We start from the raw sequence: 21,953 nt of genomic DNA, 5'->3' as shown, positions 1-21,953 counted from the left end.
GGTCACGTGCGGGCCTCGCAATCTTCCGGGGGTGGAACGGTCAACGGGATGCGCCGTCGCTGAGCGCGAGGTCGATCAGGCTCTGGGTGTCCAGGTCGTCGAGGTCGTCGTCGTCCTCGTCCTCGTCCTCGGACCCGACGGCGGCCGCGGCCACCGCGGCGGCAGCAGCGGGAGCGGCGGCGGGCACCGCCGGGCCGGCGGCGCCGTCCAGCTCGGCCAGGCCGAGCAGGACCTCGTAGACGCCGGCCGCGCGCAGCCGCTCCACCGGGATGGAGCCGAACGCCCGGCGCAGCGCGGCGACCTCGTCCGGATCGCCGGACGGCCCGTCCGCGGCCGCCTCGGGCACGAAGCGCTCGCGCAGGTGGGCGGCGAGTTCGGCCGGGTTCGGGTAGTCGAAGACCACCGTGGCCGGCAGCCGCAGGCCGCTGGCCGTGGCCAGCCGGTTGCGCAGCTCCACCGTGGTCAGCGAGTCGAAGCCCATGTTCTGGAAGGGCTGGTTCGGTCCGATCGCGCCGGCGCCCGCGTGCCCGAGCACGGTGGCGGCCAGACCGCGCACCAGGTCCTCGAACACGCGCTGCGCACCGCCGGCGTCCAGGCCGGCGAGCCGGGCGGAGAGCACCGCCGGCCCGTCGTGGGCCGCGGCCGCCGCCGACCGGGGCGCTCCTCCCCCGCCCGGGCCGCCCCGGCCGCCCGGTCCGGCGAGTGCGTTCAGGATGGAGGGCAGTTCCTCGCCCTGGGCGCGCAGGGCGCCCCGGTCCAGGCGGATCGGCACCAGGATCGGCGCGGCCAGGTCGAGCGCCGTGTCGAACAGGGCCAGGCCCTCCTCGGTCGACAGGCCGAGCACCCCGGCCCGGGCCATCCGGATCAGGTCGGTCTGCGGCAGCTCGCCGGACATGCCGCGCTCGGCCCACATGCCCCAGGCCAGCGACTGCCCGGCCAGGCCCCGGGCGCGCCGGTGCGCGGCCAGGGCGTCCAGGAAGGAGTTGGCCGAGGCGTAGTTGGCCTGCCCCGGCGCGCCCCAGGTCCCGGCGGCCGAGGAGAACAGCACGAAGGCCGCGAGGTCCAGGTGCGCGGTCAGCTCGTGCAGGTGCCAGGCGACATCGGCCTTGGGGCGCAGCACGGTGTCCATCCGCCCGGGGTTCAGCGACCCGAGCACGCCGTCGTCGAGGACGCCGGCGCAGTGCACGACGCCGGTCAGCGGCCGGTCGGCGGGGACCGAGGCGAGCAGCGCCGCCAGCGCGGCCGGGTCGGCGGCGTCACAGGCCTCCAACCTGACCTCGGCGCCCAGTCCGGACAGCTCGGCGACCAGCTCGGCGGCGCCGGGGCCGTCCGGGCCGCGCCGGCTGACCAGCAGCAGGCTCTCGACGCCGTGCGCGGTGACCAGGTGCCGGGCGATCAGGCCGCCGAGCACGCCCGTGCCGCCGGTCAGCAGCACGGTGCCGGCGGACAGCTCCCGCCCGGCGGCGGGGTCGGGCCACACGGTGTCCCCGGACGGGCCGAGGCTGTCCGCGGCCCGGGCCAGGCGCGGCACCAGGAGCCGGTCGCCGCGCACGGCGACCTGGTGCTCGTCCAGGGCGAGCGCGGCGGCCAGCGCGGCCGTGCGTCCGGCCTCCGCCGCGGCGGCCTCGGAGCCGGGCGCGAGCGCCTCGTCGAGGTCGATCAGCATCGCCCGGCCCGGGTTCTCCACCTCGGCCGTGCGCACCAGGCCCCAGACCGCCGCGGCGGCCAGATCGGTGACCGCCGGGTCCGCCGGCCCGGTCGCCATCGCGCACCGGGTGACCACGACCAGCCGGGAACCGTCCAGCAGTTCCTCGTCCAACCAGCCCTGGACCAGGGCGAGCATCCGGTGCACCGCCGCGTGCACCCCGGCGATGCCGGGCTCGTCGTCGGCGCCGGGCAGGCAGGGCACCACGACCAGCTCCGGCGCCTGCGCACCGGCCGCCAGCGCGGCGCGCAGCGCGGCCAGGTCGGCGTGGACCTCGCCGGCACCCGACGGTTCGAGCGCCGCGGCGATGCCCGCGGTGTCCGCGCCGACGACCGCCCAGCGGCGGGCGCCGCGGTTCGGCTGCTCCGCCGGGTCGGCCGGGATCCAGTTCAGGACGAGCAGGGAGTCGTCGGCGGAGTCCGCGACCGGCTGCGGGGCGGGACGCACCGCCAGCGACTCGGCCGAGAAGACCGGCGCCCCGGTGCCGTCGGCGCAGTGCACCCCGACGGCGCCTCCCTCGGCCGGCCGCACCCGCACCCGCAGGGCGCCGGCGCCCCGGGCGTGCACGGCCATCTCGCCCCAGGAGAACGGGACCATCGGAGGCCCGTCGACCGCCTCGGTGTCGCGCAGCGCACCGGCGTGCAGCGCCGAGTCCAGCAGCGCCGGGTGCACGGCGAACCCGTCGGTCTGCGCGCCCTCGGGCAGCGCGACCTCCGCGAACACCTCCTCGCCGCGGCGCCAGGCGGCGCGCAGCCCCTGGAACACCGGGCCGTAGCGCAGCCCCGACGCGGCCAGCGCCGGGTAGACCTCGGAGACGTCCAGCTGCTCCGCCCCCTGCGGCGGCCAGACCGCCAGGTCGGTGAAGCCGTCGATCCCGGCCTCGGCCAGCCGGCCGCTCGCGTGCCGGAGCCACTCGGCGCTGGACGGCGCGTCGGCCGCCCGCGAGTACACCGCGACCGGCCGCCTGCCGTCCGCCTCGGCCGCGCCCACCCGCACCTGGACGGCGCGCGCCGCGGTGGTCCGGCCGGGCTCGTCCGGGCCGAACACCAGCGGGGCTTCGAGGATCAGCTCCTCCACCTGGCCGCAGCCCGCGCGCTCGCCCGCCGTCAGCGCCAGGTCGGCGAACGCGGTGCCCGGCAGCAGGACCTGACCGGACACGACATGGTCGGCGAGCCACGGGAAGGCGTCGAGGGACAGCCGCCCGGTCAGCACCCAGCCCTGCCCGTCGGCCAGCGCGGTGCCGGCGCCGAGGAAGGGGTGCTCGACCGGTTCGAGGCCGGTGTCGGCGACGTCGCGCGCGGTGTCGGAGAGCAGCCAGTAGCGCCGACGCTGGAAGGGGTAGGTGGGGAGGTCGGTGGTGCCGGTGCCCGGGTGGAAGGTGGTCCAGTCGACGGTGGTGCCGTGGGTGTGGAGGGCGGCGAGGGCGGTGACGGCGGACTGTTCTTCGGGGCGGTTCTTGCGCAGGGTGGGGATGAGGGCCTGGTCGCCGTCGGTGGTGCTGTGTGCGGCCATGGCGGTGAGGACGGCGTCGGGGCCGAGTTCGACGAGGCGGGTCGCACCGGTGGTGGTGAGGGTGGTGACGGCGTCGGCGAAGCGGACGCTCTCGCGGACCTGGCGGACCCAGTACTCGGGGTCGCTCAACTCGCCTTCGGCGGCGGTCTTCCCGGTGAGGGTGGAGACCACGGGGACGGTGGGCTCGTGGTAGGTGAGGGTGGCGGCGACGGTGCGGAACTCCTGGAGCATCGGCTCCATCAGGGCGGAGTGGAAGGCGTGCGAGACGGTGAGGGCCTTGGTGCGCTCGAAGCCTGCCGCGACCTTTGCCACCGCCTCCGTGTCGCCGGAGACGACGACGGCGCGGGGGCCGTTGACGGCGGCGATGTCGACGCCGGGCACCAGGGCGGCGCGGACCTCGTCCTCGGTGGCGACGATGGCGGTCATGGCGCCGCCGGTGGGCAGGGCCTGCATCAGCCGGGCCCGGGCCGCGACGAGGGTGCAGGCGTCCTCCAGGGACCACACCCCGGCCGCGTGGGCGGCGGCGAGTTCGCCGATGGAGTGCCCGGCGACGTAGTCGGGGGTGACGCCCCAGGACGCGAACAGCCGTAGCAGGGCCGTCTCAACGGCGAACAGCGCGCACTGCGCGTAGCCCGTCTGATCGAGCAGGCCCTCCTCCGACGGGGACCACATGACGTCCTTCAGTGGACGCTCCAGTCCCTTGTCGAGGATGGCGCAGACCTCGTCCAGGGCGGCGGCGAACACCGGGAACGCCCGGGACAACTCCTCGCCCATGCCCACGCGTTGCGAGCCCTGGCCGGTGAACAGGAACGCCGTCCGCCCGGCCATGTGCGTCCCGTGGACGATGCCGGGGGCATCGGTTCCGGTCGCCAGCGCGGTCAGGCCCGCGAGCACCTCCTCACGGCCGGAGCCGACCACGACCGCACGCTGCTCGAAGTGCGTACGCGCCGTCGCCAACGACCGCCCGATCAGGGGCAGTTCGTCGTCCGAAACGTCCTCAAAGCGATCCAGCAGCAGCCCTGCCTGCGCCCGCAGTGCCGCAGGCGTGCGCGCCGACACCGGCCACACCACCACACCGGAAGGAGCCTGCACGTCGCCTTCATCCGTGGCGGCGGCTTCCTCGACGATCACGTGCGCGTTGGTGCCGCTGAGCCCGAACGCGGACACCCCGGCCCGGCGCACCCGCTCCCCGGCCGGCCACGCCACCTCGTCGGTCAGCAGCCGCACCCCGCCCCTGGACCAGTCCACGTGCGAGGACGGCGCGTCCACGTGCAGCGTGCGCGGCAGCACACCGTGCCGCATGGCCATCACCATCTTGATGACCCCGGCCACACCCGCCGCTGCCTGCGTGTGCCCGAAGTTCGACTTCACCGACCCCAGCCACAGCGGCCGGTCCTCGGCCCGCTCGCGCCCGTACGTCGCCAGCAGCGCCTGCGCCTCGATCGGGTCACCCAGCGTCGTCCCGGTCCCGTGCGCCTCGACCGCGTCCACGTCGCCCGTGCCCAGGCCCGCGTCCGCCAGCGCCGCCCGGATCACCCGCTGCTGCGCAGGACCGTTGGGGACGCTGAAACCGCTCGACGCACCGTCCTGGTTCACCGCGCTGCCGCGGATCACCGCGAGCACCGGGTGCCCGTTGCGCCGGGCGTCGGAGAGCCGCTCCAGCAGCAGCATGCCCGCGCCCTCCGAGCAGCCGACGCCGTCGGCCGCGTCGGCGAACGCCTTGCAGCGCCCGTCGGGCGCCAACCCGCGCTGCTCGCTGAAGTAGACGAACATGTCGGGTTCGGTCATCACCGTGACGCCGCCGGCCAGGGCGAGCGTGCACTCGCCCCGGCGCAGCGCCTGCGCCGCGAGGTGCAGGCCGACCAGCGAGGACGAGCAGGCCGTGTCCACCGACACCGCCGGGCCCTCCAGGCCCAGGGTGTAGGAGACCCGCCCGGAGATCAGGCTGCCGTCGCTGCTGCCCGGGCCGTAGTCGTGGTACATCACCCCGGCGTAGACCCCGGTCGCCGAGCCGCGCAGCGTGCCCGGCCGGATCCCGGCCCGCTCCAGCGCCTCCCACGACACCTCCAGCAGCAGCCGCTGCTGCGGGTCCATGCCCAGCGCCTCGCGCGGCGAGATGCCGAAGAACTCCGCGTCGAACTCGCCCGCGCCGTCGACGAAGCCGCCGTCCAGCGAGTAGGTGGTACCGGGCGTGTAGGCCGCGTCGCGGGCGGCGGAGCCGGGCTCGTGGAGCCGGCCGAGGTCCCAGCCGCGGTCACCGGGGAAGGTGCCGACCGCGTCCACGCCCCCGGCGACCAGCCGCCACAGCCCCTCCGGCGAGGTGACCCCGCCGGGGAAGCGGCAGCCCATGCCGATGATCGCCACGGGCTCGTCCTGGGCCGCCGTCAGCCGGTCGTTCTCCCGGCGCAGCACCGCGTTGTCCAGAACCGCCTGGCGCAGTGCCGCGACGATCCGCTCGGTGGATTCCGACTCGCTCACGACTGGCCATCCTGTTCGCCGTAGACCGACTTCATCAGTTCCTCGACGCTCATGGCGGCGATCTCCTGCTGGAGCGACGCGCTCTCGGCGGCGGAAGCGCCGTCCGCCGTCGGCCCGGCCTGCTCCTCGGGTGCGTCCGGGACCAGTTCGTCCAGCAGGTAGTCCGCCAGCGGTTGCGCCGTCGGGTAGTCGAAGATCAGCGTCGCGGGCAGGCGCAGCCCGGTCTCGGCGCCGATCCGGTTGCGCAGCTCCACCGCCGCCAGGGAGTCCAGGCCCAGGTCGGTGAAGCCCTTGTCCGGGTCGATCTGGGTGGTGTCGGGGTAGCCGAGCACGCCCGCGGTGTGCCGCAGGACCAGGTCGAGTACGACGGCCGTCCGCTTCTCCGGGGCCATCGCCGCCAGCCGTACGTCCAGCGCCGCCTCCGGGGTTGCGGAGCCGGCCGCGGCGGCGGCCAGGGTGCGCCGGGCCGGGCCGCGGAGCAGGCCGCGCAGCAGGGCCGGCGGTTCGGGCGGGGTCTGGCCGGCCGGGGCCGGCGGGCGCGGGGCCAGCTTGATCGGGGCCAGGGCCGGTGCGGCGGTGCCGAGCGCGGCGTCGAACAGGGCCAGGCCCTCCTCGGCGGACAGTTCGGCGACGCCGGAGCGGGCGAGCCGCTCCAGGTCCACCTGGTCCTCGCTGCCCTGCCACGGGCCCCAGGCCAGGGCCTTGGCCGGCAGGCCCTGGGCGGCCCGGTACTCGGCGAGGGCGTCGAGGAACACGTTGGCCGCCGCGTAGTTCGCCTGGCCGGCGGTGAGCACGAGGCCACCGGCGGAGGAGTAGAGCACGAAGGCCTTCAGGTCCAGCCCCTTGGTCAGTTCGTGCAGGTGCCAGGCGGCGTCGACCTTGGGCCGCAGCACCGCGTCGACCTGGCCGGTGGTCAGGGAGCCGAAGACGGCGCTGTCCATCAGTCCGGCGGCGTGCACGACGGCGGTGAGCGGGTGGCCGTCCGGGACGGAGCCGAGGAGTGCGGCCAGCGCGTCGGGGTCGGCCACGTCGCAGGCCGCGAAGGTGGCCTCGGCCCCGAGCTCGCCGAGTTCGGCGGCCAGGTCGGCGGCGCCCGGCGCGTCCGCGCCCTGACGGCTGGTCAGCAGCAGGTGCCGCACGCCGTGCTCGGCCGCCAGGTGCCGGGCCAGGTGTCCGCCCAGCAGGCCGGCGCCGCCGGTGATCAGGACCGTGCCCTCCGGGTCCCAGGCGGCCGGGTCGGCCGGGTCCGCCGGGAGCGGTTCGGCCCGTTCGAGGCGGGGCAGCCAGACGGCGCCCTCGCGCACCGCGGCCTCCGGCTCGCCCGAGGCGACGACCGCGGGCAGCGCCAGCAGCGAGGCGGGCGAGCCGTCGGTGTCGACCAGGACCAGCCGGCCCGGGTTCTCGGCCTGCGCGGACCGGATCAGGCCCCACAGCGGGGCCTGGACCAGGTCCGGGCCCTCGGTGTCGGACGGGGTCGTGACGGCGCCGGTGGTCAGCACGACCAGGCGCGCCCGCGGGTCTCCCGGCTCGGCGAGCCAGTCGGCGACGCCGGCGAGCGTGCGGTGGACCAGCGTCCGGACCTCCTGCGGCACGGTGCCGGTGCCCGATGCGCAGGTCAGCAGGACCACCTCGGCGTGCGGTGCCTCGGTGGCGGGGACCACCGGGAACGGCAGCGCCGGGCCGTCCGCGGTGCCGAGCAGCGCCCAGCCCTCGGGCGCCTCGGCCGTTCCGACGGCGGGGCCGGGCTGCCAGCCGATCCGCAGCAGCGCGTCCCGGGCCGGGTCGGCCCCGCCGAGCCGGTCCGCGGTGACCGGGCGGACCACCAGCGCGTCGATCCGGGCCACCGGCGCTCCGGCCGGGTCGGCCAGGTCCAGGGTGGTGCCCCCGGCGCCGGGCAGCACCCGGACCCGCAGCGCGCTCGCGCCCGCCGCGTACAGCCGGACCCCGGTCCAGGCGAACGGGATGGTCGCCTCGCCGACGGCCTTCGGGCCGCCGTCCACCAGGAAGTCCATGGCGCCGAGGGCGGAGTCCAGCAGTGCCGGGTGGATGCCGAAGCCCGCGGTGTCGGTGCCCTCGGGCAGGGCGATCTCGGCGAGGACCTCCGCGACGGCGCCGTCGTCGGCGCGGCGGACCCAGATGGCCTTCATGCCCTGGAAGACGGGGCCGTAGCCGAAGCCGAGGTCGGCGAGGTCGGCGTAGACGCCGTCGATGTCCACCGGCCGGGCGTCGGCCGGCGGCCACGCGGCGGCGTCGAAGGACGGCTGCCCGGGCCGGTCGGCGCGGGCGAGCGTGCCGGCCGCGTGCTGGGTCCAGGGCGCGCCGACGGCGGCCGAGTCGCGCGAGTAGACCGCCAGCGTGCGCCGGCCGTCCAGGTCGCCGCCGAGCACCACGCGGACGGTGGTGGAGACGCCGTCCCGGAGGATCAGCGGGGCCTGCTGGGTCAGCTCCTCCAGCAGGTCGAAGCCGACCTCGTCGCCGGCCCGGACCGCCAGTTCGACGAACGCGGCGCCGGGGAGCAGCGCGGTGTCCATGACCAGGTGGTCGCGCAGCCACGGCTGGCGGGCGAGCGAGAGCGTCCCGGTGAGCACCACGCCGCCGGTGTCCGGCAGTTCGACCACGGCGCCGAGCAGCGGGTGCCCGGCCCCGTCCACACCGGCGGAGGCGACGTCGCCGGCCGGCGCGGTGGCGTTGAGCCAGTACTCCTTGCGCTGGAAGGCGTAGGTCGGCAGGGCGACCTTGCGGGCGCCGCGTCCGGCGAACACGCCGTGCCAGTCCACGGCGACGCCGCGCACGTGGAGTCCGGCCAGGGCGTTCAGCACGGTCCTGGTCTCCTCGCCGGTGCGGCGCAGGGTCGGGAGCAGCACCTGGCCGTCGGTGACGCTGTGTCCGGCCATGCCGGTCAGGACGGCGTCGGGGCCGAGTTCCACGAACCGGGTGACGCCGCTGGCGCCGAGGGTGGTGACCGCGTCGGCGAAGCGGACGCTCTCGCGGACCTGCCGCACCCAGTAGTCGGGGCTGGCGAGTTCCTCGGCGGTGGCGAGCTTCCCGGTGAGCGTGGAGACCACCGCGACGGTCGGCTCCCGGTAGGTCAGCCGGGCGGCGACGGCGCGGAACTCCTCCAGCATCGGCTCCATCAGGGCCGAGTGGAAGGCGTGCGAGACGGTCAGCGCCTTGCTGCGCCGGAAGCCGGCGGCGACCTGGGCCACCGCCTCCGTGTCGCCGGAGACGACGACGGCGCGGGGGCCGTTCACGGCGGCGATGTCGACGCCCGGCACCAGGGCGGCGCGGACCTCGTCCTCGGTGGCGACGATGGCGGTCATCGCCCCGCCGGTGGGCAGGGCCTGCATCAGCCGCGCCCGCGCCGAGACCAGCGCGCAGGCGTCCTCCAGCGACCACACGCCGGCGGTGTACGCGGCGGCGAACTCGCCGATCGAGTGCCCGGCCACGTAGTCCGGCCGCACGCCCCAGGACTCGAACAGCCGCAGCAGCGCCACCTCGACGGCGAACAGCGCGCACTGCGCGTAGCCCGTCCGGTCGAGCAGGCCCTCCTCCGACGGGGACCACATGACGTCCTTCAGCGGACGCTCAAGACCCTTGTCCAGGACCGCGCACACCTCGTCCAGGGCGGACGCGAAGGCCGGGAACACCCGGTACAGCTCCGCGCCCATGCCCACCCGCTGCGAGCCCTGGCCGGTGAACAGGAAGGCCAGCCGGCCGGCCGAGCGGGCGGTGGCCCGGACCAGGCCCGCGGACGCGCCGCCCGAGGCCAGCTCGGTCAGGGCCCGCACCGCGGCCTCGCGGTCCGCGGCCAGGACCACCGCGCGGTGGTCCAGCGCGGCGCGGGTGGTGGCCGAGGAGAAGGCCGCGTCCAGCAGCTCGGTCGAGGCGTCCAGCCGCTCGGCGAGCCGGGCGGCCTGCTCGCGCAGCGCGTCCGCGGTGCTGCCGGACACGGCCAGCGGGACCAGCGGCAGCGCCGGCGCGGGGTCGGCGGGGCGCTCCGGCCGGGTCGGGCGGGCCGGCGGGGCCTCCTCGACGATGACGTGCGCGTTGGTGCCGCTGATGCCGAAGGAGGAGATGCCGGCGCGGCGCGGGCGGCCCTGCGGGGTCCACGGCCGTGCCTCGGTCAGCAGCTGCACCGCGCCGCTGGACCAGTCGACGTGCGGGGACGGCGCGTCCACGTGCATGGTCCTGGGCAGCAGGTCGTGGCGCAGCGCCTGCACCACCTTGATCACCGCCGCCGCGCCGCCGGCGGCCTGGGCGTGGCCGATGTTGGACTTGACCGAGCCGAGCCAGAGCGGCCGGTCGGCCGGGCGGCCCTGGCCGTAGGTGGCCAGCAGGGCCTGCGCCTCGATCGGGTCGCCCAGCCGGGTGCCCGAGCCGTGCGCCTCGACCGCGTCGACGTCGGCCGGGGTGAGCGCCGCCGCGGCCAGCGCGGCGTGGATCACCCGCTCCTGGGACGGGCCGTTCGGGGCGGTCAGGCCGTTGGAGGCGCCGTCCTGGTTCACCGCGGAGGCCCGCACGACGGCCAGCACCTCGTGGCCGTTGCGCCGGGCGTCGGAGAGCCGCTCCAGCAGCAGCAGGCCCGCGCCCTCGGCCCAGCCGACGCCGTCGGCGGCCGCGGCGAAGGACTTGCAGCGGCCGTTGGGCGACAGCACGCCCTGCCGGCTGGAGTCCACGAACAGGTCGGTGGCGGAGAGCACCGTGACGCCGCCGGCCAGGGCCAGCGAGCACTCGCCGTTGCGCAGCGCCTGGGTGGCCAGGTGCAGGCTGACCAGCGAGGAGGAGCAGGCCGTGTCCACGGTCAGGGACGGGCCCTCCAAGCCGAGCAGGTAGGAGATCCGGCCGGAGACCACCGCGCCGGAGCTGCCGTTGGCCAGGTAGCCCTCGACGTCGGCCGGCGCGTCCTTGAGGCGGCTGCCGTAGTCGTCGTACATGGCGCCGGCGAAGACGCCGGTCAGGCTGCCCTTGAGCGACTTCGGGTCGATCCCGGCGTGCTCGATGGTCTCCCAGGCGGTCTCCAGCAGCAGTCGCTGCTGGGGGTCCATGGCCATCGCCTCGCGCGGGCCGATGCCGAAGAACGCCGGGTCGAACCAGGCCGCCTCGTGCAGGAACCCGCCCTCGTGGGCGTAGGTCTTGCCGCGCTTGCCGGGCACCGGGTCGTAGACCCCGTCGATGTCCCAGCCGCGGTTGGTCGGGAACTCGGTCACCGCGTCGACGTTGTCGACCAGCAGGCGCCACAGGTCCGCGGGCGAGGCGACCCCGCCGGCGTAGCGGCAGCCCATGCCGATGATCGCGATCGGCTCGTCGGAGCGGCCGCGGGCGGTGGTGGCCGCCTTGGCCCCGGCCGCCGGTTCGGCGGTCTCCATCAGCCGGCCCATGACGAACTCGGACACGGCCCGGGCGGTCGGGTAGTCGAAGACCATGGTGGCGGGCAGCGCGAGCCCGGTGGCCGAGCTGAGCGCGTTGCGCAGTTCCACCGCGGCCAGGGAGTCGAAGCCGAGCTCCTTGAACGCCCGGTCCGCGTCGACCGCCGAGGCGTCGGCGTGGCCGAGCACCGCGGCGATCTGGGTGGACACCAGCTCCAGCAGCACCCGGTCGCGTTCGGCGCCGGCCAGGCCGGCCAGGCGCTGGGCCAGGGCCGGTCCGCCGCGGGCCCGGCCGGCGGCGCGGGCGGCGCGCCGCACCGGGGCCGGGGCGAAGGCGCGCAGCAGGGCGGGCAGGTCCTCGGCCCGGGCCCGCAGCGCGGCCGGGTCCAGGCGCAGCGCGGCCAGCACGGCCGGCTCCGCGCCGAGCGCCCGGTCGAACAGGGCCAGGCCCTGCTCCACGCTGAGCGCGGGCATCCCGAGGCCGGCCATCCGGCGCAGGTCGGACTCGCCGAGCTCGCCGCCGAGCCCGGTGTTGTGGTCCCACAGGCCCCAGGCCAGCGCGGTGGCCGGCAGGCCCCGGGCGCGGCGGTGTTCGGCGAGGGCGTCGAGGAAGGTGTTGGCCGCCGCGTAGTTCGCCTGCCCGGAGGCGAGCACCAGGCCGCCGGCGGAGGAGAACAGCACGAAGGCGGTGAGGTCGAGGTCCCGGGTCAGCTCGTGCAGGTGCCAGGCGGCGTCGACCTTGGGGCGCAGCACGGAGTGCAGCTGCTCGGCGGTGAGCGAGCCGAGCAGCGCGCCGTCGGCGGTGCCGGCGGCGTGCACGACGGCGCTGAGCGGGCGGTCGGCGGGGACGGCGGCGAGCAGCGCGGCCACGGCGTCGCGGTCGGCGGTGTCGCAGGCGGCCACGGTCACCTCGGCGCCGAGCGCGGTCAGCCGCTCCGCGAGGTCGCCGGCGCCCGGCGCGGCCGGGCCGCGGCGGCTGGTGAGGAGCAGCCGGCGCACGCCGTGCGCGGCGACCAGGTGCTCGGCGAGCAGGCCGCCGAGGCCGCCGGTGCCGCCGGTCACCAGGACCGTTCCGGTGCCCAGCGGGCCCGGCCGGTCGCCGGACGCGGCGGGCACGGCCGTCTCGGCCAGGCGCGGGAGGAGGACGGTGCCGGCGCGCAGGGCCGCTTCGGGCTCCCCGGCGGCGGCCACCGCGGGCAGCAGGTCGAGCCGGTCGGTGTCGGACTCGACCAGGACGAATCGTCCGGGGCTCTCCGCCTCGGCGGCCCGGACCAGGCCGGCCACCGGCGCGTGGCCGAGGTCGCCGGACCGGGTGAGCACCAGCAGCCGGGACTGCCGCAGCCGCGGCTCGGCGAGCCAGGCCTGCAGCTCGGCGAGCGTCCGGTCGGCCGTGCCGTGGGCCTGCCGCGGCACGTCGGCGTCGGTGTCGGTGTCGGTCACCGGGCAGACGAGCACCGCGACGGCCGGGGCCGGGGCGTCCGTGTCCAGGGCGGCGACGAGGTCGGCGACGCCCCGGTGCTCGGGTGCGCCGGCGCCGATCAGCGTCCAGTCGGCGGGCAGCGGCGCCTCGGCGGCGGTGAGCGCGGTCCACTCGATCCGCAGCAGCGACCCCTGGTCGGACGGCGCGCCGGCGCCGAGCTGCTGCCCGGTGACCGGCCGCGAGACCAGTGAGGCGACGGAGGCGACCGGGTTGCCCTCGGTGTCGGCGACCTCGATGGCGGACAGCTCGTCGCCGTCCAGCCGGGTGATCTGCACCCGCAGTTCCCGGGCGCCGGCGGCGTACAGGGTCACGCCGTTCCAGACGAACGGCAGCAGGGTGGCGCCCTGGCCGTCGTCGAGCAGGTCGGCGTGCATGGCGGCGTCGAGCAGCGCGGGGTGCAGGCCGAACGCGGCGCCGGTGGCCCCGATGTCGTCGGGCAGCGCGACCTCGGCGAACACCTCGTCGCCGCGGCGCCAGGCGGCGCGCAGCCCCTGGAAGGCCGGGCCGTAGCCGTAGCCGCGGGCGTTCAGCCGCTCGTAGGCGTCGGTGACGTCGATCTCCTCGGCCCCGGGCGGCGGCCACTCGGCCAGCCCGGCGGGCTCGGGGGCCCCGGTCAGGGCCAGGACGCCCGAGGCGTGCCGGGTCCAGGGCTGCTCGGGCCGGTCGTCCGGCCGGGAGTGCACCTCGAACCGGCGCCGGCCGTCCTGCTCGCCCTCGACCAGGACCTGCAGCGCGACGCCGCGGTGGGCCTGGTCGCCGCCGGGCAGGATCAGCGGGGCTTCCAGGGTCAGTTCGTCCAGGGCCCGGCAGCCGACCTGGTCGCCGGCCCGGATCGCGAGTTCGACGAAGCCGGTGCCGGGCACCAGGATCGCGCCGTTCACCTCGTGGTCGGCCAGCCAGGGCTGGCGCCGGGCGCTCAGCCGCCCGGTGAGCGCGACCGAGTCGGAGCCCGGCAGCGGCACCACGGCGCCGAGCATCGGGTGGTCGGCGGCCAGCTGGCCGACCGTGGTGACGTCCCCGGCCGGGACCGGGTCGGTCCAGTGCCGCTGGTGCTGGAAGGCGTACGTCGGCAGGTCGATCCCGCCGGGCGCGGCGCCGAGCAGCGCGGGCCAGTCCACGGCGGTGCCGCGGGCGTGCAGCAGGCCGAGGGCGGCCAGCAGCACCGCGGCCTCGGGCCGGTCGCGGCGGCAGGTCGGGGCGAAGGCCGGGGCGGGGGCGCCCTCGGCCGCGTCCACGCACCGCGCGCCCAGGGCGCTGAGCACGGCGTCCGGTCCGAGTTCGACGAAGGTGCGCGCGCCCTCGGCGGCCATCCGGCGCACCGCGTCGGCGAAGCGGACGCTCTGGCGGGCGTGGCGCACCCAGTAGTCGGCGGACCGGAGCTCGTCGGCCCCGGCGAGCTCGCCGGTGACGGTGGAGACGATCGGGATCCGCGGCGGGTGGAGGGTCAGGCCCTCGGCGACCCGGCGGAACTCCGCGAGCATCGGCTCCATCAGCGCGGAGTGGAAGGCGTGGCTGACGGTGAGCCGGTGGGTCTCCCCGCCGCGCTCGCGCACCAGGCGGACCAGGTCGAGGACGGCGTCCTCGGCGCCGGAGACCACCACGGCGGCCGGGCCGTTGACCGCGGCCACGTCCACCGGGCCCGCGGACCCGTCGAGGCCCGCGATCAGGGCGGCGGCCTCCTCCTCGGTGACGCCCAGGGCGGCCATCGCGCCGCCGGCCGGCAGCTCCTGCATCAGGGCGCCGCGGGCGACCACCAGGCGGCAGGCGTCCTCCAGCGAGAACACCCCCGCGGCCTGGGCCGCGGCCAGTTCGCCGACCGAGTGCCCGGCCATCAGGTCCGGGGTGACGCCCCAGGAGTCGAGCAGGCGGAAGAGCGCGAGCTCGACCGCGAACAGCGCGGCCTGGGTGTACCCGGTCCGGTCGATCAGGCCGTCCTCGGCCCGGTCGCCGAGCCCGAGGACGACCTCGCGCAGCGGCCGCCAGGAGGCCGGCGCGTACGGCTCGCCGGCCGCGAGGGCCGCGTGGGCGGCGGCGTCGAGGGCGGTGGTCACCTCGTCGAAGGCCGCGGCGTACGCCGGGAAGGCCGCGTACAGCTCGCCGCCCATGCCGACCCGCTGGGCCCCCTGGCCGGAGAACAGGTAGCCGAGCCGGCCCTCGTTCACGGTGTCGCGCACCAGGCCGGTGCCGGTCCCGCCCGCGGCGAGCAGGTCCAGGCCGTCGAGCAGGGCGGCGCGGTCGGCGGCGAGCACCGCGGAGCGCTGGTCGAACGCGGTCCGGGTGGAGGCGAGCGCGCCGGCCAGGCCGGTCAGCGGCAGCTCGGGCCGCTCGGCGACGAAGGCGCGCAGCCGCAGGGCCTGGTCTCGCAGCGCCGGGGCGGTCCGGGCGGAGAGCAGGAACGGGAGCACCGCGGGGTCGGCGGCCGGCTCCGGAGCGGCCTCGGGCTCGCCCTGCCGCGCCTGGTACTCCCCCACGATCACGTGGGCGTTGGTGCCGCTGATGCCGAAGGACGAGACGCCGGCCCGGCGGGAGCGGCCGGCGGCCGCCCAGTCCTGCCGGTCCGTCAGCAGCCGCACGTTCCCCGCGGTCCAGTCGACGTGCGGGGACGGGGCGTCCACGTGCAGGGTCCGCGGCAGCACGCCGTGGCGCAGCGCCATCACCATCTTGATGACGCCGGCGACGCCGGCCGCGGCCTGGGTGTGGCCGACGTTGGACTTCACCGAGCCGAGCCAGAGCGGCTGCTCGCGGTCCTGGCCGTACACCTCCAGCAGGGCCTGGGCCTCGATCGGGTCGCCGAGGGTGGTGCCGGTGCCGTGCGCCTCGACGGCGTCGACGTCCTGCGGGCGCAGCCCGCCGGCGGCCAGCGCCTGGCGGATCACCCGCTGCTGCGCCAGCCCGTTGGGGGCGGTCAGGCCGTTGCTGGCGCCGTCGTGGTTGACGGCGCTGCCGTCGACCACGGCCAGCACCCGGTGCCCGTTGCGCTCGGCGTCGGAGAGCCGCTCCAGCAGCAGCATGCCCGCGCCCTCGCCCCAGCCGGTGCCGTCGGCGGCGGCCGCGAAGGACTTGCAGCGGCCGTCGGCGGCCAGGCCGCGCTGGCGGCTGAAGTCGATGAAGGTGTCCGGGGTGGACATCACCGTCACGCCGCCGGCCAGGGCCAGGGCGCACTCGCCGCGGCGCAGCGCCTGGATCGCCCAGTGCATCGCGACCAGGGAGGAGGAGCAGGCGGTGTCCACGGTGACCGTGGGGCCCTCCAGGCCCAGCGCGTAGGAGACCCGGCCGGAGACCACGCTGGCGAGGCTGCCGTTGCCGAGGTATCCGGCGGTCTCCTCGGAGACGGCGCCGCGCCCGGTGCCCCAGTCGTGGTACATCACGCCGGCGAAGACGCCGGTGTCGCTGCCGCGCAGGGACACCGGGTCGATGCCGGCCCGCTCGAAGGCCTCCCAGGAGATCTCCAGGAGCAGCCGCTGCTGCGGGTCCATGGCCTGCGCCTCGCGCGGGCTGATCTCGAAGAACTCGGCGTCGAACTCGGCCGCGTCGTGCAGGAAGGCGCCCTCGCGGGCGTAGCTCTTGCCGGGGCGGCCGGGCTCCGGGTCGTAGATGGCCGCCTCGTCCCAGCCGCGGTCGTCCGGGAAGCCGCTGACCGCGTCCACGCCGTCGTGGACGAGCCGCCACAGCTCCTCGGGCGTGCCGACGCCGCCGGGGAAGCGGCAGCTCATCGCGACGATCGCGATCGGCTCGTCGGCCTGGACGGCGGTGGTCGGCCGGACGGCGGGGGCGGCGGCGGTGCCGGAGAGCTTGGCCAGGATGTGGTCGGCCAGCGCCCGCGGGTTCGGGTAGTCGAAGACCAGGGTGGCCGGCAGGCGCAGGCCGGTCGCCGCGTCCAGGCTGTTGCGCAGTTCCACCGCGGACAGCGAGTCGAAGCCGAGGTCGCTGAAGGCGCGGCGCGCGCCGACCGCCTCGGCGCCGGTGTGCCCGAGGACGGCGGCGGCCCGGGCGCGCACCAGGTCGAGCACCGCGCGGTCGCGCTCGGGCTCGGGCAGCGCGGCCAGGCCGGTGACGGCCTCGGCGGCGGGCGCGGCGGAGCCGGCGGCCGGGGGGACCCGGCGGGCGGCGGGGCCGGCCACATCGCGCAGCAGGGCCGGCAGCGCGCCGGCCCGGGCCGCGAGCGCCGCCCGGTCGACCCGGACCGGCACCACGGTCGGCCGGCCGGCGGCCAGCGCGCGGTCGAGGGCGGCCAGGCTCTCGGCCGCGGTCAGCGGCGCCAGGCCGAGCCGGGCGATCCGCCGGCGGTCGGCGTCGGTCAGCGCCGCGCCCATGCCGCCGAGGTCCGCCCACAGGCCCCAGGCCAGGGCGAGCGCGGGCAGGCCGAGGGAGCGGCGGTAGTCGGCCAGTGCGTCGAGGAAGGCGTTGCCGGCGGCGTAGTTGCCCTGGCCGGCGCCGTCGGCGAGGGCCGCGGAGGAGGAGAAGAGGACGAAGGCGGACAGGTCCAGGCCGCGGGTCAGCTCGTGCAGCAGCCAGGCCGCGTCGAGCTTGGGCCGCAGGACGGCGTCGACCTGCTCGGCGGTGAGCGCCTCGACCAGGCCGTCGGCCACCAGGCCCGCGGCGTGCACCAGGCCGGTCAGCGGGTGGGCGTCGTCGATGCCGCCCAGCAGCGCGGCCAGCGCCTCGGGGTCGGCGACGTCGCAGGCCGCCGCCTCGGCGTGCGCGCCCAGCGCGGCCAGGTCGGCGAGCAGCTGCTCGGCCCCGGGCGTCGCGGCGCCGCGGCGGCCGACCAGCAGCAGCCGGCGGACGCCGTGCTCGGCCACCAGGTGCCGGGCGACCGCCGCGCCGACGCCGCCGAGGCCGCCGGTGATCAGGAAGGTGCCGTCCGGGTTCGCGGCCCCGGCCGCCCAGGGGGTGCCCGGGGCGGCCGGCTCGGCGGCGTCCCGCAGGCGGGTGAGCCGGGGGACGAGCAGGGTGCCCTCGGAGAGCCACAGCTCGGGCTCCCCGGTGGCCGTCGCGGCGGCCAGTTCGGCGGCGCCGACCGGGCGGTCGGAGTCGTCCAGGTCGAGCAGCACGAACCGGCCGGGGTGCTCGGCCTGGGCCGAGCGGACCAGGCCGCGGACGGGCGCGGCGGCCAGACCCGCGGCGGTCGCCGCGGCGGCGGCGCCCCGGGTGACCACGACCAGCTTCGACGCGGCGAACCGCTCGTCGGCCAGCCAGCCGCGCAGGGTGGCGAGCACCCGGTGCACGCCGAGGTGCGCGGTGCCGATCAGGCCGTCGGTGGAGTCGGCGGGCAGCACGGGCAGCAGGACGGCCGCGGGCACGGCGCCGGCGGCGAGCGCGTCGAGGTCCGCGGAGCACGGGACTCCCAGGTCCCACGGGTCCTCGGCGCCCAGCACGGCAAGGGCGCGGCCGGACGGCGGCTCGGTCGCGGCGGGCGCGACGGCGGCGGCCGGCTTCCAGGCGACCTCGTAGAGCGGCTCGGCGCGGGCGGCGCGGAGCGCCTCGGCGGCGACCGGCAGGGAGCGGAACGAGGCCACCTCGGCCACCGGTGCGCCGGTGCGGTCGGCCAGCGCGAGCGAGACGCCCTGCCCCGGCAGCGACCCGATCCGCACCCGGACGGCGGTCGGAGCCGCGGCGAGGAGCCGGACGCCGCTCCAGGCGAAGGGCAGCCGGATCTCCTCGGGCTCGCGGGCCTCGCCCGGGGCGAAGTCGGTGGCGTGCAGCACCGCGTCCAGCAGCGCCGGGTGCAGGGCGAACGCCCCGGCCTCGCCGTCGAGTTCGACCTCGGCGAAGACCGCGCCGCCCGGGCCGTCCTCGCGCCAGACCCGGCGCAGGCCGCGGAAGAGCGGGCCGTAGCCGTAGCCCTGGCCGGCGAGGTCCGGGTACAGGCCGTCCACCGGCACCGGGCGGGCCCCGGCCGGCGGCCAGTGCGCGAATCCGGCGAACCGGTCGGCGTCGGACGGTCCGGCGGTGCCCGCGGCCTCGGCAGCCTCGGCGGTGGCCAGGGTGCCGACGGCGTGCCGGGTCCAGTCGGCCTCGTCGGCCCACTCGCCGCGCGAGTGGACCTCGACCGTCCGGCGCCCGGCCTCCTCGGCGCCGACGACCACCTGGACCACCACCGCGCCGTCCTCCGGCACCGCCAGCGGCGCCTGGAGGGTGAGCTCCTCGACCAGGTCGCAGCCGACCCGTCCGGCGGCGTGCAGGGCCATCTCGACGAAGGCGGTGCCGGGCAGCAGCACCACGCCGGAGATCACGTGGTCGGCCAGCCAGGGGTGGGTGCCGAGGGCGACCCGCCCGGTCAGCACCAGGCCCGCCGACCCGGCGAGGCCGACCTCGGCCGGCAGCAGCGGGTGGGTGGACGCGGTGAGGCCGAGGCCGGAGGCGTCCGCGACGCCCCTCGGCGCGGCCATCCAGTAGTGCTTGCGCTGGAAGGCGTAGGTCGGCAGCGGGACCCGGCGGACCGGGGCGCCCCCGTGCAGGGCCGGCCAGTCCACCGCGACGCCCCGGGTGTGCAGCTCGGCGAGCGCGGACAGGACGGCCTCGGCCTCCGGGCCGGTGCGGCGCAGCGCCGGGGTGAAGGAGAGCTCGGTCTCGCCGGCGGCGGCCGCGCACTCCTCGGCCAGGCCGCTCAGCACCCGGTCCGGGCCGATCTCCAGGCAGGCGCCGACGCCCAGCGCGAGCATGCTGGCGACGCCGTCGGCGAACCGGACCGGCCGGCGCACCTGCTCGACCCAGTAGCGGGGGTCGCGGAGCTGCTCGGCGGTGGCCGGACGGCCGGTCAGGTCGGAGATCAGCGGGATCCTCGGCGGCGCGTACTCGACCACCTGGAGGACCTGCTCGAACTCCTCCAGCATCGGCTCCATCAGCGCCGAGTGGAAGGCGTGCGAGACCCGCAGCGCGGTGGTGCGCCGGCCCTCGGCGGCGAAGGCCGCGGTGACCTGCTCGACCTCGGCGGCGGGGCCGGACACGACGACGGCGCCCGGGGCGTTGACGGCCGCGATGCCGGTCGCGCCGGACAGGCCGGGCAGCGCGGCGAGGCGGTCCAGGACCTCGGCCTCGGTGGCGGCGACCGCGGCCATCGCGCCGCCCTCGGGCAGGGACTCCATCAGGGCGCCGCGGGAGGCGACCACCAGGCAGGCGTCGTCCAGCGACCAGACCCCGGCCACGTGCGCCGCGGCGAGCTCGCCGATCGAGTGGCCCAGCAGGACCGCGGGGGTCACCCCCCAGGACTCGTACAGCCGGTAGAGCGCGACCTCCAGGGCGAACAGCGCGCACTGGGCGTACTGGGTCCGGTCGAGCGCCTCGGCGTCCTCCCCGAACCACACCTCGCGCAGCGGCCGCTCCAGCTGCAGGTCGAGCCGGTCGATCACCTCGTCCAGTGCCTCGGCGAAGACCGGGAAGGCGCGGTAGAGCTCGCGGCCCATGCCCAGGCGCTGCGAGCCCTGGCCGGTGAACAGCACCGCCAGGCCGCCGGGCCGGGCCGCGCCGGTCCGCACCGCGACATCGCCGGGGTCGGTGCCCTCGGCGAGGGCGGTGAGCCCGCGGACGGCCTGCGCGCGGTCCCCGGCGAGCACCACCGCGCGGTGCTCCAGCGCGGCTCGGGTGGTGGCCAGGGAGAAGGCGGTGTCCGCGAGGGCGGCGCCGGCACCCCCGGCACCCCCGGTGTCCTCGGCGTCCTCGGCCGCGAGGAAGGCGGCCAGCCGCCCGGCCTGGGCGCGCAGGGCCTGCGGGCTCCTGGCCGAGACCGGCAGGAGCAGCGGCGCGGACGCGGCGGGGGCGGTCTCGGGCGCGCCCTCCTCGGCGGCGGGCGCCGGGGGCTGTTCCACGATCAGGTGGGCGTTGGTGCCGCTGACGCCGAAGGAGGAGATGCCGGCGCGCCGGGGCCGGTCGGCCTCGGGCCAGGGCTGCTCCTCGGTCAGCAGCCGGACGTTGCCGAGGCTCCAGTCGACGTGCGGGGTCGGCTCGTCCACGTGCAGGGTGCGCGGCAGCACGCCGTGCTCCATGGCCATCAGCATCTTGATCAGACCGGCGGCGCCGGCCGCGGCCTGGGTGTGCCCGATGTTCGACTTGACCGAGCCGAGCCAGAGCGGCTGCTCGCGGTCCTTGCCGTAGGCGGCGAGCAGCGCGCCCGCCTCGATCGGGTCGCCGAGCCGGGTGCCGGTGCCGTGCGCCTCGACGGCGTCCACGTCGACCGGGGCGAGGTCCGCGTCGGCGAGCGCCGCCCGGATCACCCGCTGCTGGGCGAGGCCGCTGGGCGCGGTCAGGCCGTTGGAGGCGCCGTCGGAGTTGATCGCGCTGCCGCGCACCACGCCGAGCACCTTGTGACCGTTGCGCAGCGCGTCGGAGAGCCGTTCGAGCACGAACACGCCGACGCCCTCGCCGAAGCCGGTGCCGTCGGCGGCCGCGGCGAAGGGCTTGCACCGGCCGTCCTCGGCCAGTCCGCGCTGGCGGGCGAAGGAGGTGAACACGCCCGGGCCGCCCATGATCGCGACGCCGCCGGCCAGGGCGAGCGGGCAGTCGCCGCGGCGCAGCGCCTGGACCGCCAGGTGCAGGGCGACGAGCGAGCCGGAGCAGGCGGTGTCCACCGTCAGGGTGGGGCCCTGGAGGCCGAAGGCGTAGGCGACCCGGCCGGAGACCACGCTCGGCGCGTTGCCGGTCAGCAGGTAGCCGTCCATCCCGTCCGGGGCCTCGTGCAGCCGCGGCCCGTACTCCTGCGCCTCGGCGCCGATGAACACGCCGGTGCGGGTGGCGCGCAGCGAGGCCGGGTCGATCGACGCCCGCTCCAGCGCCTCCCACGCGGTTTCGAGCACCAGCCGCTGCTGCGGGTCCATCGCGGAGGCCTCGCGCGGGGAGATGCCGAAGAACTCGGCGTCGAACTCGCCGGCGTCCGGCAGGAACCCGCCGACCCGCACGTAGCTGGTGCCGGGGGTGCCGGGATCCGGGTCGTAGAGCGCGTCCAGGTCCCAGCCCCGGTCGGTCGGGAAGCCGGAGACGGTGTGCCGGCCGGAGGCCACCAGCTGCCACAGCTGCTCGGGCGAGGTGACGCCGCCGGGGTAGCGGCAGCCCACCCCGACGATCGCCACCGCCTCCTCCTCGGCCGACCGGGCGCCGGCGGCCGGCCGCTCGGGCTCCGGCTCCGGCTCGGGCTCGGCGTCGCCGACCAGCCCGGCCCGGATCAGCCGGGCCAGGGCCGCGGCCGTCGGGTGGTCGAAGACCACCGTGACCGGCAGCTCCAGACCGGTGTCCGCGACGAGCCGCGTCTGCAGCTCGACCGCGGCCAGCGAGTCGAAACCGAGCTCGCTGAGGGGAGTCTCGGGATCCACCGTCCCGGGCGCGTCGGGCACGAAGGCGCCCAGTACCGCCGCTACCCGCTCCCGCACGAAGCCGAGCAGGAAGGCGTAGGACGTGTCGTCGAACAAGATGGGCATTG

General features: G+C 77.2%; 2 protein-coding genes. Both read right to left on the bottom strand.

Annotation, left to right across the window (positions count from 1 at the left end; translation table 11 throughout):
- Nucleotides 1–40 precede the first annotated feature (40 nt).
- The gene (locus ACFC0B_RS00530) at nucleotides 41–5,695 is read right to left on the bottom strand and encodes a type I polyketide synthase (protein ID WP_376080117.1); all 5,655 of its coding nucleotides are present in this window, start codon (nucleotides 5,693–5,695) and stop codon (nucleotides 41–43) included.
- The gene (locus tag ACFC0B_RS00525) at nucleotides 5,692–21,951 is read right to left on the bottom strand and encodes an SDR family NAD(P)-dependent oxidoreductase (protein ID WP_376080114.1); all 16,260 of its coding nucleotides are present in this window, start codon (nucleotides 21,949–21,951) and stop codon (nucleotides 5,692–5,694) included. The genes ACFC0B_RS00530 and ACFC0B_RS00525 overlap by 4 nt, the downstream gene beginning before the upstream one ends.
- Between the last annotated feature and the right edge of the window lie 2 nt (nucleotides 21,952–21,953).

Source organism: Kitasatospora sp. NPDC056184 (assembly GCF_042268405.1).
Classification (GTDB): Bacteria; Actinomycetota; Actinomycetes; order Streptomycetales; family Streptomycetaceae; genus Kitasatospora.
The sequence above is the reverse complement of the archived record's forward strand: the minus strand, read 5'-3'. Positions and strand labels throughout refer to the sequence as shown.